This window comes from Streptomyces sp. NPDC018947 (genome assembly GCF_044390505.1).
GTDB lineage: Bacteria > Actinomycetota > Actinomycetes > Streptomycetales > Streptomycetaceae > Streptomyces.
In genome coordinates this window covers 186,863-203,475 of sequence record NZ_JBIRZD010000005.1, presented here as the reverse complement: position 1 = coordinate 203,475, position 16,613 = coordinate 186,863, and the positions used below count along the sequence as shown (strand labels likewise).

The window sequence follows — 16,613 nt, the reverse complement described above, 5'->3', positions numbered from 1 at the left end:
CTTTTCTGTGCTGAGTGTCAGGCGTGGTCCGCGCGAGAGGTGCGGGCCAGCATCTTCGCCAGCACCGCCCCCATCTCGGCGAGCGGCTCGGGCCGCATCAGGTCGTTGTGGGCGACGGCGACGGTGTGGACCTCCAGCTCGCCCCCGAGGTGGTCCCGCCAGTGGGCGGGGTCGCCGGCCTGGTCGACGGTCGCGGCGAACAGCACCGCGCCGGCCCGGCAGCGGCCGGTGCGGGCGGCCCCGTCGATGCGGAAGCTGTTGGCCATCACGCGCTGGAGCCCTCGGAGTTGGTCCTCCGTGAGGCCCGCCAGGTCGTTGCCGGTGGCACGCACGGCCGCCATCACCGTGTCGACGGCGACCGGGCCGTCCAGCGCGTCGGCGTCGAGCCCGGCGGCGGAGAGGATGCCCTCGAGGAACTCCCGCTCCGAGAAGCGCGCGTCGGGGTCGACGGTGGTGCTCGGGTAGGCGTCCAGCAGGGCGAGCAGTTCGACCTCCTGGCCCGCGGCCTCCAGCCGTTCGGCCATGGCGTGCGCGATCCGTCCGCCGAGCGACCAGCCGAGCAGCCGGTAGGGGCCCTCCGGCTGGACCGTGCGGATCCGCGTCACGTAGTCGTCCGCCATCTCCTCCAGCGAGGCCGGGAGCGGCTCGTCGCCGTCGAGTCCGACGGCCTGCAGGCCGTGCAGCCCGACCTCCGCCGGGAGGTGTTCGGCGAGCGAGGCGTAGGGCCAGGCGAGGCCGCCGAGCGGGTGCACGCAGAACAGCGGGGTGTCCGTGCCGCCGGGGCGCAGGGTGAGCAGCGGAGCGGTCGGCCGTGTGGCGCCGCCCTGTCCGAGGCGGACGGCGAGGGCCGCCACCGTGGGCGCCTCGAAGACCGACACCACCGACAGCTCGGCCCCGAGCCGGTCACGGACGCGGCTGATGAGCTTGGTGGCGAGCAGGGAGTGGCCGCCCAGTTCGAAGAAGTTGTCGTCGATGTGGACGGTGTCGTGACCGAGCAGTCCGGCGAAGATCTCGCAGAGCGCCGTCTCGGTCTCGTCGCGCGGGGCGCGGCCGGGCCGGCGGTCGAGCAGCCGGGGCGCCGGGAGCGCCTTCTTGTCGACCTTGCCGTTCGGGGTGACCGGCACGACGTCGATGACCGCGTAGTGCGCGGGCACCATGTGGTCGGGCAGCAGCGCGGCGAGGTGGTCGCGCAGCTCCTCCGGTGCCACGGTCACCGCCGGGTCGGCGGCGGTGACGTACGCGGCGAGGCGGGTGTCGCCCGAGGGGTCCCGGTGCGCGGTGACGACGGCGCTGCCGACGCCTTCGTGCCGGGTCAGGGCGTGCTCGATCTCGCCCAGTTCGATGCGCTGCCCGCGGATCTTCACCTGGTCGTCGGTGCGGCCGAGGAACTCGATCACTCCGGCGCGGGTGACGCGGGCCAGGTCGCCGGTGCGGTAGAGCCGGGAGCCGGGCGGGCCGTACGGGTCGGCCACGAAGCGTTCCGCGGTCAGGTCCGGGCGGCCCAGGTAGCCGTGCGCCAACTGCACGCCTCCCAGGTACAGTTCGCCGCTGCTTCCGGTCGGGGCCGGGGCGAGCGCGGCGTCCAGCACATGGGTGCGGGTGTTCCACACGGGCCGGCCGATCGGCACGGACGGCGTGTCGGGGGCGGTGGCGCAGTCCCACGCGGTGACGTCGACGGACGCCTCGGTCGGGCCGTAGAGGTTGTGCAGCTCCACGCCGCCGAGCCGGGCGCGGAACCGGTCGCGCAGACCGGCGGGCAGCGCCTCGCCGCTGCACAGCACGCGGCGCAGGCCGGTGCAGCGGGCGGCCTCGGGTTCGGCGAGGAACACCTCGAGCATGGACGGCACGAAGTGGACGGTGGTGATGCCCTCGTCCTGGACGAGCCGGGCCAGGTAGGCGGGGTCCCGGTGGCCGCCGGACCGGGCGGCGACCTGCACCGAGCCGGTCACCAGGGGCCAGAAGAACTCCCACACGGAGACGTCGAATCCGGACGGCGTCTTCTGCAGGACGCGGTCGTCGGGGCCGATGCGGTAGGCGTCCTGCATCCACAGCAGCCGGTTCACGATGCCCCGGTGGGGCACGACGACGCCCTTGGGGCGGCCGGTGGAACCGGAGGTGTAGATGACGTAGGCGGGCGAGTCCGGCAGCGGGCCGGGCAGCGCCCGTACCTCGTCGTCGGTCACGGCCGCCAGTTCCCAGTCGGTGCCGAGGTCGTCCAGCACGACAAGGGAGCGGACGGTGCCCTTGACGGACTCGGGCAGGTCCCGCAGCACCCGGGCGGTGGTGACCAGGACGGCCGGCCGGGCGTCGCCGAGGACGTAGGCGATGCGTTCGGCCGGATAGTCGGTCTCCACCGGCAGATAGGCGGCGCCCGCCTTGAGCGCGGCGAGCAGGGCCACCGTCAGGGCGGCCGAGCGCGGCACGGCCACCGCGACCACGTCGCCGCGCCGCACCCCGCGGGCGGCGAGCAGCGCGGCCAGCCGGGAGGAGCGGTCGTCGAGGCCCGCGTAGCTGAGCCGGGCGTCCTCGCCGGTGAGCGCCGGCCGGTCCGGGGTCCGCGCCGCCTGGGCCGCGAAGAGCCCGGCGATGGTCTCCGGCGCGAAGCCGGACTCCGTCACGGGGGGCAGTTCGAGGGGGCGGGCGGTGTCGTTGAAGCCGCTGACCAGGCGCTCGTGCTCGGCGGGGTCGAGGATGTCGATCCGGGTGAGCGGGGTCGCCGGCTCGGCCACGCCGGTGGTGAGCAGCCGGGTGAGCCGTTCACCGATGAGCCGTACGGTGTCGGCGTCGAACAGGTCGGTGCTGTACTCGATCGAGACGTCGATCCCGGCGGGAGCGCCGTCGAGGTCGGTGCGCTCGACGAAGTTGAAGCCGAGGTCGAACTTGGCGGCGGAGGTCTCCCCGCCGAGGGGGCGGGCGGTCAGTCCGGGCAGGTCCAGTGAGGCGGCCGCGTTGTTCTGCAGCACGATCATCACCTGGAACAGCGGGTGGCGCGCCAGCGAGCGGGAGGGCTGTACCGCGTGCACCAACTGCTCGAACGGCAGGTCCTGGTGCGCGTACGCCGCCAGGTCCGTCACCCGGACCCGCTCCACCAGCTCCCGGAGTCCGGGGTCGCCCGACACGTCGGTGCGCAGCACCAGCGTGTTCACGAAGAACCCGACCAGATCGTCCAGCGCCGCGTCCGTACGGCCGGCGATCGCGGTGCCGAGCGGCACGTCCGTTCCGGCGCCCAGCCGGGACAGCAGCCCCGCCACACCGGCCTGCAGCACCATGAACAGCGAGGACCGCGTGGACCGCGCCAGGTCGGTCAGGTCGCGGTGGAGCGCGGCGCCGAGTTCGACCGACACCGCACCGCCGCGGTACGTGGCCACCGCCGGGCGCGCCCGGTCCACCGGCAGGTTCAGCTCGTCCGGCAGTCCCTCCAGCGCCTCGCGCCAGTAGGCCAGTTGCGCGGCGATCGGCGAGTCGGGGTCCTCCTCGCCGCCCAGCACGTCCCGCTGCCACAGCGCGTAGTCCGCGTACTGCACCGGCAGCGGCTCCCAGTCCGGGGCCGCGCCCCCGAGCCGCGCCCGGTAGGCGACGGCGAGGTCGCGCCCCAGGGGCGCCTGCGACCAGCCGTCACCGGCGATGTGGTGCACGACGACGCACAGCACGTGCTCGGTCTCCGAGAGGCGGAACAGCGACGCCCGCACCGGCAGGTCCACCGCCAGGTCGAAGCCCGCCGACGCCGCCGATCCCAGCGCCGCCTCCAGGCCCTCCTCGGTCACGTCGACCACGTCGACCGGGACGATGGCCTCCGCGGCCGGCACGACCCGCTGCCACGGTTCGCCGTCGGTCTCGGGGAACACGGTGCGCAGTGCCTCGTGCCGGGCGACCACGTCGTTGACCGCGGCGCCGAGCGCCGCCACGTCCAGTGCGCCGGAGAGCCGGACCGCCACCGGGACGTTGTACGTGCCGGTGCGCCCCTCCAACCGGTTGAGGAACCACAGCCGCCGCTGCGCGAAGGCCAGGGGCACGCGTTCCGGGCGCTGCTCCACCGCGCGCACCGGCGGTCGGCCGCCCGTCGACGAGCCGACGACCCGCTCCGCGAGCGCCGCCACGGTCTGCGCGTCGAAGATGTCACGGAACGGGAGCTCGATGCCGAAGGTCGAGCGGACCCGGCTGACCAGCCGGGTGGCCAGCAGCGAATGGCCGCCCAGCTCGAAGAAGCTGTCGTCGATGCCGGTGACCGGCTTGCCGAGCAGCTCGGCGAAGAGCCCGCACAGCGTCCGCTCGATGTCGTTGCGCGGGGCGCGCGCGGCGCTCCGCCGGGGCTCGGGCAGGGCCGCGCGGTCGATCCTGCCGTCGGCGGTGCGCGGGAAGGCGTCGAGTGCCGGGAAGTGGGCGGGGACCGCGTACTCGGGCAGCACCGCCGCGACGTGGGCGCGCAGTTCCTCGGCGTCCGCCGGGGCCGCCGGGTCGGCGGGGACGTGGTGGGCGACCAGCACGGACCCGCCGGTGGGGCCCGGGCGGGCGGTGACCAGCGCGGCGCCGACGGCGGGGTGCGCGGTCAGAACCCGCTCGATCTCACCGGTTTCGACGGTCCGGCCGTCGACGGTGATCCGGTCGTCCGTGCGGCCGAGGAGTTCGACCGTGCCGTCCCGGGTGATACGGGCCAGGTCGCCGGTGCGGTGGAGCCGGGAGCCGGGCGGGCCGTACGGGTCGGCCACGAAGCGTTCCGCGGTCAGGTCCGGGCGGCCCGGGTAACCGTGCGCCAACTGCACACCGCCCAGGTACAGTTCGCCACCGCTTCCGGCGGGCACGGGGGCGAGCCGTTCGTCGAGGACGTAGACCCGGGTGTGCGGGACCGGCCGGCCGGCGGGCGGGTGGGCGGTGGTCGCGCCGGGGGTGGCGTCCCAGGCCAGGGCGTCGAAGGACACCTCCGCGGGGCCGTGCAGCACCTGCAGTTCCACTCCGGCGTGCAGCGCCCGGAACCGTTCGGGCAGGCCGGGGGGCAGCGGTTCGCCGCCGCACAGCACACGGCGCAGCCCCGTGCACCGGGCGGCCTCCGGCTCGGCGAGGAAGACCTCCAGCATCGACGGCGCGAAGTGGACCGTGGTCACGCCGGTGCGGCGGATCAGCCGGGCCAGGTGCACCGGGTCGCGATGGCGGCCGGGTCCGGCGACCACCTGCGTGGAGCCGGCGACCAGCGGGGCGAACTGCTCCCACACGGAGACGCCGAGGTCCTCGGGGGCCTTGTGCAGCACCCGGTCGTCGGCACCGAGGCCGTGGGCGTCGCGCGTCCACAGCAGCCGGTTCACGATGCCCCGGTGCGGCAGCAGGACGGTCTTCCCGCCGGGTACGGGGACGAGGTAGGCGGGCGAGTCGGGCAGCGGGCCCGGCAGCTCGCGGTCCGGTTCGGCGGCCGCGGCCAGGAGGTCGTCGACCAGCACGGGCGCGGTCACGGGCAGGGTGGGCGCGGTGTCCCGCGTGGTGAGGACCGCCGCGGGCGCGGCCTCGTCGAGGAGGCGGGCGATCCGCCCGGCCGGGTCGTCCGGCCGCACCGGCAGGCAGACGGCGCCGGCCCGCAGCACCGCGAGGTGCGCGACGGTCAGTGCGGCCGAGCGCGGCACGGCCACCGCGACCACGTCGCCGCGCCGCACCCCGCGGTCGGCGAGCAGCGCGGCCAGCCGCGAGGAGCGTGCGCCGAGTTCGGCATAGCTCAGCTCGGCGTCGTCGGCGATCACGGCCGGGTGGTCCGGGGTGCGCGCCATCCGGGCGGCGAAGAGTCCGGGGACGGTGTCGGCGTGCTCTGGTCCGTCGGCGCGGTCGAGTCCGGGCCGGCCGGTCAGCAACTGCCGCCACTCACGCGGTTCGAGCAGGTCGTACCCGCTGATCGGCATGGCGGGGTCGGCGACGGCGAGCGTGAGCAGGCGCACCAGACGCCGGCCCAGGGCGTCGGCCGTGTCCGCGTCGAACAGGTCGGCGCTGTACTCCACCGTCACCTCGACACCGGCGGGCGCGCCCGTGTCGTCCTTGCGTTCGACGAAGTTGAAGCCGAGGTCGAACTTCGCGCTGCCGATGTCACCGTCGATGGGGCGAGCGGCCAGTCCCGGCAGGTCCAGTGAGGCGACCGCGTTGTTCTGCAGCACGATCATCACCTGGAACAGCGGGTGCCGCGCCAGCGAGCGGGACGGCTGCACCGCGTGCACCAACTGCTCGAACGGCAGGTCCTGGTGCGCGTACGCCGCCAGGTCCGTCACCCGGACCCGCTCCACCAGCTCCCGGAACCCCGGGTCGCCCGACACGTCGGTGCGCAGCACCAGCGTGTTCACGAAGAACCCGACCAGATCGTCCAGCGCCGCGTCCGTACGCCCCGCGATCGCGGTGCCGAGCGGCACGTCCGTCCCGGCGCCCAGCCGGGACAGCAGCCCCGCCACACCGGCCTGCAGCACCATGAACAGCGACGACCGCGTGGACCGGGCGAGCCCCACCAGGTCCCGGTGCAGCCGGGCCCCGAGCTCGACCGACACCACACCGCCGCGGTACGAGGCCACCGCCGGACGCGCCCGGTCCACCGGCAGGTTCAGCTCGTCCGGCAGTCCCTCCAGCGCCTCGCGCCAGTACGCCAGCTGCGCGGCGATCGGCGAGTCCGCCTCCTCCTCGCCGCCCAGCACGTCCCGCTGCCACAGCGCGTAGTCCGCGTACTGCACCGGCAGCGGCTCCCACTCGGGGGCCGCGCCCCCGAGCCGCGCCCGGTAGGCGACGGCGAGGTCGCGCCCCAGGGGCGCCTGCGACCAGCCGTCACCGGCGATGTGGTGCACGACGACGCACAGCACGTGCTCGGTCTCCGAGAGGCGGAACAGCGACGCCCGCACCGGCAGGTCCACCGCCAGGTCGAAGCCCGCCGACGCCGCCGATCCCAGCGCCGCCTCCAGGCCCTCCTCGGTCACGTCGACCACGTCGACCGGGACGATGGCCTCCGCGGCCGGCACCACCTGCTGCCAGGGCTGCCCGTCCACGTCCGGGAACACCGTGCGCAGCGCCTCGTGCCGCCCCACGACGTCCTCCAGCGCCGACCGCAGCGCGGGCACGTCCAGCGTGCCCGACAGCCGGACGGCCAGCGGGATGTTGTACGTGCCGCTCGGCCCCTCCATCCGGTTGAGGAACCACAGCCGCCGCTGCGCGAACGACAGCGGCACCCGCTCCGGGCGCTGCGCCACCGCGCGGACGGGCGGCCGGCCGCCCGTCGACGAGCCGACGACCCGCTCCACCAGCGCCGCCACCGTCTGCGCGTCGAACAGGGCGCGGACGGGGAGTTCGATGCCGAAGACGCTGCGCACCCGGCTGACCAGACGGGTGGCCAGCAGCGAATGGCCGCCGAGGTCGAAGAAGTTGTCGTCGATGGAGACCGAGGGCACGCCGAGGTGCTCGGCGAACAGTCCGCAGAGCACCTCCTCGTGCGGGGTCCTCGGGGCCCGGCCCTGGCCGGAGACGACGCTCAGGTCCGACACCGACGTGCCCCGCGCGGTGTCGTCGGCGGACTCCGCGGCGGCCGGCCGGCCCTCGGGCACCGTGACCGACGCCAGCACCTCGGTCACCGGACGCGTGTCGTCGTCGGCGAGGGCGGTCAGCAGTCGTTCCAGCTCGGCCAGCAGGTCACCGGCGGCCTCCGCGGTGAACAGGCCGCCCTGGTGGCCGAGCCGGAGCTGGACGCGTTCGCCGGGCACGACGATCAGCGTCAGCGGGTAGTGGGTGGCGTCGTCGCCGGAGACACCGGTGACGGTGAGACCGCCGATGGACGACTGGAGCGAGTCCGCGTCCACCGGGTAGCTCTCGAACGCGACGAGGCTGTCGAAGAGGCGGCCGTGGCCCGCCGCGCGCTGGATGTCGGTCAGCCCGATGTAGTGGTGGTCCAGCAGGGCGGACTGTTCGTCCTGGACCCGCAGCAGCAGCTCGCGCAGGGACTCGCCGGGCGCGAGGGCGATCCGGACCGGCACGGTGTTGATGAACAGGCCGACCATGGTCTCGACGCCGTCGAGCTCCGGCGGCCGGCCCGAGACGGTCGCGCCGAAGACGACGTCCTCGGTACCGGTGAGCCGGGCCAGCAGCAGGCCCCAGGCGGTCTGGACGGCGGTGTTGACGGTGATGCCGAGCCGACGGGCCAACGCGGTCAGGCGCGCGCTCGGACCGGCCGGCAGGTCGGTGGTGATCCGCCCGGGCAGCGCTTCGGGGCTGCCCTCGGCGTCGGGGGCGACCAGGGTGGCGCCGCGCAGGCCGTCGAGCGCGGACCGCCAGGCCTTCAGGCCCTGCTCCTTGTCCTGCTTGCGCAGCCAGGCGAGGTACAGCTTGAAGGGCGCGGCGGGCGGCAGCACGGACGCGTCGGCGCGCGCCCCGTACAGCGTGAACAGCTCGCCGAGCACGATCGGCATCGACCAGCCGTCCAGCAGGATGTGGTGGCAGGCGAACATCAGCCGCCAGCGGTCGTCCGCGAGCCGCACCACGGTGAACCGCAGCAGAGGCGGTGAGGCCAGGTCGAAGCGCACGGAGCGCTCGGCGTCGTCCAGTTCCGCGAGGCGCGCCGTCCGCTCCGGCTCGCCGAGCGCGGACAGGTCGTGCACGACGACGGGGGTGTCGAAGGCGCGCGGCACGACGCTGACCGGCCGGCTCAGGTTCTCCGAGAGGAAACCGGCCCGCAGGTTGCTCCGGCGGATCAGCAGCGCGCGCACCGCGTCGCGGAAGACGTCCAGGTCGAAGGCGCCCTCGAAGTCGATGGCCAGCCGCACGGTGTAGACGTCGAGGGCTTCCTCGTCGTAGGTCGCGTGGAAGAGCATCCCCTCCTGCAGCGGTGCCAGGGGAAGGATGTCCTCGAAGAGGTCGTTGCTGGTCACTGGGTCTTCCTCCACTCCGTTTCCAGCACCCCGAGGTCGTCGAGTTCGAGGTCGATCAGTGACAGGTCCGAGGGAGTCAGCCCGGCGGGCTGCTCCTCGGCGGCGTGGTCGGCGAGCGCGGTCAGCGCGCGGAACCAGCCGTCGGCGAGCCGGCGCAGCTCGTCGGCGTCCAGCAGTCGGCGCGGCCAGGTCCAGTTGGCGACCAGGCGGGGTCCGGAGGGGCCGTCCTCGACGACGACGTTGAGGGAGACCGTGTGCGGCGCCGGCATGTGCGGGTCGCCGCCACCCAGTTCGCGCAGTACGTCGCCGTCCGCGGACATGCTCCAGTCGTCACCGGCGGACGCGTCGGCGACCGCCGTGCGGCCCAGGTAGTTGAAGCCGAACTGGGGCTGTTCGTAGGCGGCCAGTTCGTCCCGGGTGCGCGGGTTGAGGTGGCGCAGCAGGCCGTGGCCGATGCCCTCGTCGGGCATCTCGCGCAGGGTCTCCTTGACCCGCGAGAGTGCCTTGTGCAGCGCCCCGGGACTGGTGAACACCTGGCCCCAGGAGACCGGGCCGAGGTCGAGGCGCACCGGGGCGAGGCTGGTGAACCAGCCGACGGTGCGGGAGACGTCGAGGTCGTGACCGGGCGGTATCTGCCGTCCGTGCCGTTCGACGTCGACCAGGACGGCGGTGCCGGCGCCGAGTCCGCGACGCCTGCGCCAGTCGGCGACCGCGAGGGCGAACGCCGTCAGGAACACGTCCTCCACCCCGCAGCGCGCCGCGGTCGGTACGGCGCCCAGGAGCCGCTCGGTGACGTCCTCGGGCAGCGTGAGCACGAGGGCGTCCTGGGTGCCCATGGTGTCGAGGGCCGGGTCGCGCCGTTCGGCGGTCACCGGTACGTCCTCGTCCCGCAGTTGGTCCGCCCACCAGGCGACCTGCGCGGCCCGGGCGGGCTGGACCGCCAGTTCGCCGAGCCACTGGGCCCAGCGCCGCCACGCGGTGCCGACCGGTTCGAGCGCGGGCGGCGCCCCGGACGCGGCGGCCTGCCAGGCGGCGGCCAGGTCGGGTACCAGGATCCGCCAGGACACCCCGTCGACCACCAGGTGGTGGGCGACGAGCAGCAGCCTGCCGGGGCTGTCCGCGCCGGTGTCGAACCAGACCGCCCGCAGCATCTCGCCGTCCGACGGCGACAGTTCCCCGACCGCCCGCTCGGCGTGGTGCGCGATCGCGGCCCGCAGTTCCTCGGGTCCGGCGCCGGCGACGTCGACGCGGGTGACACAGCGGGCGGCGTCCACCGCACCGCGCGGCCGCACCTCGTACGACCACTCCCCCGCCGTGTCCGACAGCGTGAGCCGCAGCGCGTCGTGGTGGTCGAGGACGGTGCCCACGGCCGTGGTCAGCGGCTCCAGGCCGAGACCGGCGGGCACCCGCAGCAGCACCGACTGGTGGAACCGCTCGGTCCGGCCGCCGAGTTCGCGCAGCCAGTGCGTCATCGGGGTCAGCGGCACCTCGCCGATGCCGGCGTCCGGGTCCTGCTCGGGCAGGTCGGTCACGCTGCGGGCGACCGCCGCGAGGCCCGCGACGGTCTTGTGCTCGAACACGTCCCGGGGGGTGATGACCAGGCCGCCCTTGCGGACCTCGCCGACGAGCTTGATGGAGACGATGCTGTCGCCGCCCAGCTCGAAGAAGCCGGCGTCGGCGCCCACGTCGGCCAGCCCCAGCACCTCGCGGAACGCCTCGGCGATGATCTTCTCGGCGTCGGTGTCCGCCACCCGGCCGGTGTCGCCGCCGAACTCCGGGGCGGGCAGGGCCGCCTGGTCGAGCTTGCCGTTCACGGTCAGCGGCAGCGCGTCCACGACGACGACCGCCTGCGGCACCATGTACTCCGGCAGCCGCTCCGCGGCGTGGGCGCGCACGGTCTCCGGGGTCCGGTCCGCGTCGCCGTCGGGCACGACGTAGGCCACCAACTGCCGTATGCCGGGCCGGTCCTCGCGTACGACGACGGCCGCCGAGTCCACCGCGGGGCAGTCCGACACCACCGCCTCGATCTCGCCGAGTTCGATGCGGAAGCCGCGCAGCTTGACCTGGTCGTCGCGGCGGCCGACGAACTCCAGCCCGCCGTCGGGCCGCCACCGCACGACGTCGCCGGTGCGGTAGAGCCGGTCACCGGGCTCGCCGAACGGGTCGGCGACGAACCGCTCGGCCGTCAGCCCGGGACGGCGCAGATAGCCGCGCGCCAGCCCGGTGCCGGCCACGTACAGCTCGCCCGCGACACCGACCGGGCACAGGTTCAGCGCTCCGTCGAGGACGTACACCCTGGTGTTGGCGACGGGGCCGCCGATCGGCGGTGTGACGGTGCCGTCGACCGGCCCGGAGGCCGTGGCGCACACGGTGGTCTCGGTGGGGCCGTAGGCGTTGACGACCCTGCGGCCGGGCGCCCAGCGGGCCACCAGGTCACGCGGGACGGCCTCGCCGGCGAGGACCAGGGTCAGGCCCTCGGGCGCGGACTCGGGGTCGGCGCCGGACAGGGCGGTCGGGGTGAGGGTGGCGTGGGTGACGGCACGCTCGCGCAGGAAGGCGGTGAGGGCGTCGCCGAGAACCGGTCCGTCGGCAGGGGTGAGCACGAGGGTGGCGCCGTTGAGCAACGCCATCACCGTCTCCCAGGCGGCGGCGTCGAAGCTCGGCGCGGCGAACTGCCCCACCCGGCTGTCCGGGCTCACGCCGAGGTGGTCGGCCTGCCAGGCGGCCAGGCTGCCCAGTCCCCGGTGTCCGACCACGACGCCCTTGGGGCGGCCGGTGGAGCCCGAGGTGTAGATGACGTAGGCCGGGTGGTCGGGCGTGAGCGGGGTCCGCCGGTCGGCGTCGGTGACCTCGGCCCCGGAGTGGCGGGCGAGTGCCTGGACGACCTCGGGGCTGTCCAGGAACACCGGCTCGGCGATCTGGTCCGGCAGCCGGCCGGCCAGGCTTGTGAGGGTGACCACGAGCACGGGGTCGCCGTCGGTGAGCATGTACTCGATGCGGTCGGCCGGGTGCTGGGGGTCGACCGGCACGTAGGCGGCGCCCGCGGTCATCACCGCGAGCAGGGCGGTGGTGAGGTCCGCGGACCGGGGCAGGACGAGTGCCACCCGGTCCTCGGGGCCCGCTCCGCGCTCGATCAGCAGCCGGGCGAGCCGGTTGACCCGGTCGGCCAGCGTGGCGTAGTCGAGGTCGCCCGTCCCGTCGACGAGGGCGGGGCGGGCCGCGTGGGCGGCGGCCCGCGCGGCGAAGAGCTCCGGGACGGTGCCCGCGGGCACCGGCCGGTGGGTGTCGTTCCAGCCGGTCAGGAGCTGTGCGCGCCGGTCGGGCGGCAGGATCTCCAGCGTCCGCACCGGGCGGGCGGGGTCGGCGACGGCCGCCCGCAGCAGCGTCACCAGGTGGGCGGCGATCCGCTCCGCGCTGTCCCGGTCGAACAGCTCGGTGGCGTAGTTCAGCAGGCCGGAGATGCCGCCGCCGGCGGTGTCCTCGACCAGGGTGAGTTCCAGGTCCACCTTGGCGACCGGCAGCGGCATCTCGTGCGGGGTCACCTCCAGGCCGGGCAGCTCGACCTGGCGCAGGTCGTTGTTCTGGTAGGCGAGGATCACCTGGAACAGCGGGTTGTGCGACAGCGAGCGGTCGGCGCCGACCAGGTCGACCAGCCGCTCGAACGGCAGGTCCTGGTGGGCGTAGGCGCCCAGCGCCGTCGCGCGGGCCCTGCGCAGCAGTTCGGTGAAGCTCGGGTCGCCGGAGACGTCGGTGCGCAGCACCAGTGTGTTGACGAAGAAGCCGATCAGGTCGTCGGCGGCCGCGTCGGTGCGGCCGGCGACCGGGGTGCCGATCGGGATGTCGTCGCCGGCGCCGAGCCGGGACAACAGCGCGGCCAGTGCGGCCTGGAACACCATGAACGGCGTGGTGTCGGTCCTCGCCGCCAGCTCGCGCAGCGCGCCGGTCAGTCCGGCGTCGATGTGCACCGGCACGGCTCCGCCCTCGTGTCCGGCGACGGCCGGGCGGGGCCGGTCCGTCGGCAGTTCGAGTTCCTGCGGTGCTCCGGCCAGTTGCTCCCTCCAGTACGCCAACTGGGCGGCGGCCGTGCTGTCCTCGGCCTGCTCGTCGCCGAGCAGCGCACGCTGCCAGAGCGTGTAGTCGGCGTACTGCACGGGCAGCGGCCGCCAGTCGGGCACGGTGCCGTCGAGGCGGGCCCGGTAGGCCGCCGACAGGTCGCGGACCAGCGGAGCCTGGGACCAGCCGTCGCCGGCGATGTGGTGCACGACCGCGCACAGCACGTGCTCGTCCGGGGCGAGCCGGAACAGCCAGGCGCGCACCGGCAGGTCGACGGCGAGGTCGAAGCCGGCCGTGCCGGCCGCGTGCAGGGCCGCGGACAGTCCGGCTTCGGCGACGTCCGAGACCTCGATGTCGACGACGGCGCTCCCGGCCGGGACGATCTGCTGCCAGGGCTCGCCGTCGGTGTCCGGGAACACGGTGCGCAGGGCCTCGTGCCGGGCAACCACGTCGTTGAACGCGGCGGTCAGCGCGGCCGTGTCCAGCGCACCGGACAGGCGTACGGCGAACGGGATGTTGTAGGTGGCGCCGGGGCCTTCCATGCGGTTGAGGAACCACAGCCTGCGCTGGGCGAAGGACAGCGGCACCCGCTCCGGCCGGTGGGCCGGGCGCAGTGCGGGCCGGGTGGCCGCCGGGGTGTCGGTGAGCCGGCCGGCGAGCGCGGCCGGCGTCGGGTCCTCGAAGACGCGGCGGATGGGCAGTTCGACGCCGAGCACCGAACGGACCCGGCTGACCAGGCGGGTGGCCAGCAGTGAGTGGCCGCCCCGCTCGAAGAAGTTGTCGTGCACGGAGACCGTCTCGAGGCCGAGCACCTCGGCGAACAGCCCGCACAGCAGCTCCTCGTGCGGGGTACGCGGGCCGCGGGTCTCCTCCTCGGTGTGCTCGGGCGCGGGCAGCGCCCGCGCGTCCAGCTTGCCGTTGGTGGTCAGCGGCAGCGCGTCCAGGGCGACGATCGGCCGGGGCACCATGTACTCGGGCAGCCGCTCGGCCGCCCAGGTCCGCAGCTCCTCGGTGTCCAGCGTCGCGTCGGCGGCCGGGACGGCGTAACCGACCAGATGCCGCACTCCGGGCCGGTCCTCGCGGACCACGACGGCGACCTGGCCGACGGCGTCGTGCCCGGCCAGCACCGCCTCGATCTCGCCGAGTTCGATGCGGAAGCCGCGCAGCTTCACCTGGTTGTCGGTCCGGCCCACGAACTCCAGCAGGCCGTCCTCGCGCCAGCGCACCACGTCGCCGGTGCGGTACAGCCGGGTTCCGGGCTCACCGTACGGGTCCGCGACGAACCGCTCGGCGGTCAGGTCGGCCCGGCCGACGTAGCCGCGGGCCAGTCCGACGCCCGCGACGTACAGTTCGCCCGCGACGCCGGGCGGACACAGCCGCAGGCCGCTGTCGAGGACCAGGACGCGCTTTCCGTCCAGGGGGCGGCCGATGGGCACCGCCTCGGGTACGGGCGCGCCGGCCGGCAGCGGGTGCGCCGCGGCCATGACGGTGACCTCGGTGGGCCCGTAGGCGTTGACGACCGTCAGGTCCGGGCAGGCGTCGAGTGCCTGGCGTACGGCGGCGGCCGGCAGGGCCTCGCCGCCGGTCCACACCTCGCGCAGCGACCGGAACGTCTCGGGGGCCTCGGCGGCGATCAGCCGGAACAGGCCGGTGGTGAACAGCGTGGCGGTGACCCGGTGCTCGACGAGGGTGCGGCCGATGGTGGCGATGTCCAGTTCGCCGGGCGGGCCGACCACGAGGGTGCCGCCGTTCAGCAGCGGGATCCACATCTGGTAGGTCGAGGCGTCGAAGGCGTGCGCCGACTGCAGCAGCACCCGCTCCTGCGCGCCGCCCTCGAACAGGCCGTCGGCGGCCAGGTCGCCGATCCCCCGGTGGGTGACGGCGACGCCCTTGGGGCGGCCGGTCGAGCCGGAGGTGTACATGATGTACGCGGTCCGGTCGGGGCCCGGCGGCATCGGGACGCCTCCCGCGGGCAGCGGGTGGTGGCCGGGCAGGTCGCCCTGTTCGAGGATCAGGGAGATGCCGCTGTCGGCGAGCACGTGCTCGCGCCGGGCCGCCGGCCAGCGGTGGTCGATCGGTACGTACACGGCGCCGGCCCGGATCACGCCGAGCACCGCGAGGACGTACTCGGCGGAGCGGTCCATGGCGATGCCGACGGGCTCCTCGTCGCGCACCCCGCGCTCGCGCAGCCAGGCGGCGATCCGCTCGACGCGGTCGGTGAGTTCCGCGTAGGTCAGCGACAGGCCGCCGCAGACCAGCGCCTCCCGGTCCGGTGTCTCCGCGGTGCGCAGCGCGAGGAGTTCCGGCAGGGTGCGCCCCTCGGCGGGGGCGGGCGGCGGGCTCCACTCGTCGAGCAGCCGGGACCGTACGCCGGCGTCGAGCACGTCGACCGTGCCCGCCGGGACGGACGGGTCGGTGACGAACGTCTCCAGCACGGCGGTCAGCGCGCGGCTGTAGCCCTCGATGCGGGCCTCGTCGAACGCGTCGGCGCGGTAGGTGAAGCGCAGTTCGAGCGAGTCGCCGGGGATGACCATGAGGGCGAGCGGGTAGTGCGCGCCGTCGGTGGAGAAGACACCGGCGACCGACAGGCCGCCGGGGAGGGTGAGGGCGGCGGGGTCGACGGGGAAGTTCTCCGTCACGGTGAGGGTGTCGAACAGGTCGCCGTGGCCGACGGTCCGCTGGATCTCCGCGAGGCCGAGGAACTGGTGGGCCATGAGGGCGCGCTGCTCGTCCTGGAGCCGCCGGCACAGTGCGAGCAGCGGCTCGTCGCGGTCGAGGCGCACCCGTACCGGCACGGTGTTGAGGAACAGGCCCACCATGGTGTGCACGCCGGGGATCTCCGGCGGCCGGCCGGCGAGGGTCATGCCGAAGGTGACGTCGGTGCGGTCGGTGAGCCGGCCGAGGAGCAGGCCCCAGGCGGCGTGCACGACGGTGTTGAGGGTGAGGCCGAGTTCGCGCACGCGCCGGTCGAGCCGCCCGGTGGTCTCCGGCGACAGCCGGACGCTGACCTTGCTGGGCAGCACGGAGGCGGAGCGGTCGTCGGGCAGGGCGGCCAGCAGGGTCGGCCCGTCGAGTCCGGCGAGCGCGTCCCGCCAGGCCCGCCCGGCGGCGTCGCGGTCCTGCTTCGCGAGCCATCCCAGGTGGTAGCGGAACGGCGTCACCGGGGGCAGTGCCGCCGCGTCACCGCCGGCCGCGTACAGCTCGAACAGTTCCCGCACCAGCACCGGCGCCGACCAGCCGTCGAGCAGGATGTGGTGGTTGGTGACCAGCAGCCGGTGCCGCAGCGGCGCGGTACGCACGACGGTGAACCGCAGCAGGGGCGGGCGGTGCAGGTCGAACCGGGCGGCCCGGTCCTGGTCGGTGATCTCGCGCAGCGCCGCGTCCCGCTCCGGTTCGGGCAGTCCGGTCAGGTCGGTCTCCCGCCAGGGCAGGTCGACCGCCTTCGGGACGAACTGCAGGGGGCGTGCCCCGCCGTCCCGGAAACCCGCGCGCAGGTTGGCGTGCCGCTGCAGCAGGACACGGGCGGCCGAGCGCAGGGCGGGGACGTCGAGCGGTCCGTCGATGTCCATGCCGAGCTGCATGACGTAGACGTCGGGGCCGTCCTGCTCGTCGTACTGCGCGTGGAAGAGCAGGCCCTCCTGCAGCGGGGTGAGCGGCAGGACGGCTTCCAGCGACGAGGGCTCGGTGCTCATT

The 16,613-nt window shown here is 74.7% G+C and carries 2 protein-coding genes; both read right to left on the bottom strand.

From position 1 onward, the window contains the following. Positions 1-17 precede the first annotated feature (17 nt). On the bottom strand, positions 18-8,867 hold the full coding sequence (locus ACH499_RS12745; RefSeq protein ID WP_399015370.1) for an amino acid adenylation domain-containing protein: 8,850 nt from the start codon (positions 8,865-8,867) through the stop codon (positions 18-20). Beyond that, a complete protein-coding gene (locus ACH499_RS12740; RefSeq protein WP_399015368.1) occupies positions 8,864-16,612 on the bottom strand; it encodes an amino acid adenylation domain-containing protein in 7,749 nt (2,582 codons plus the stop codon). Before ACH499_RS12740 ends, ACH499_RS12745 begins: the two co-directional genes overlap by 4 nt. Position 16,613: the final 1 nt, after the last annotated feature.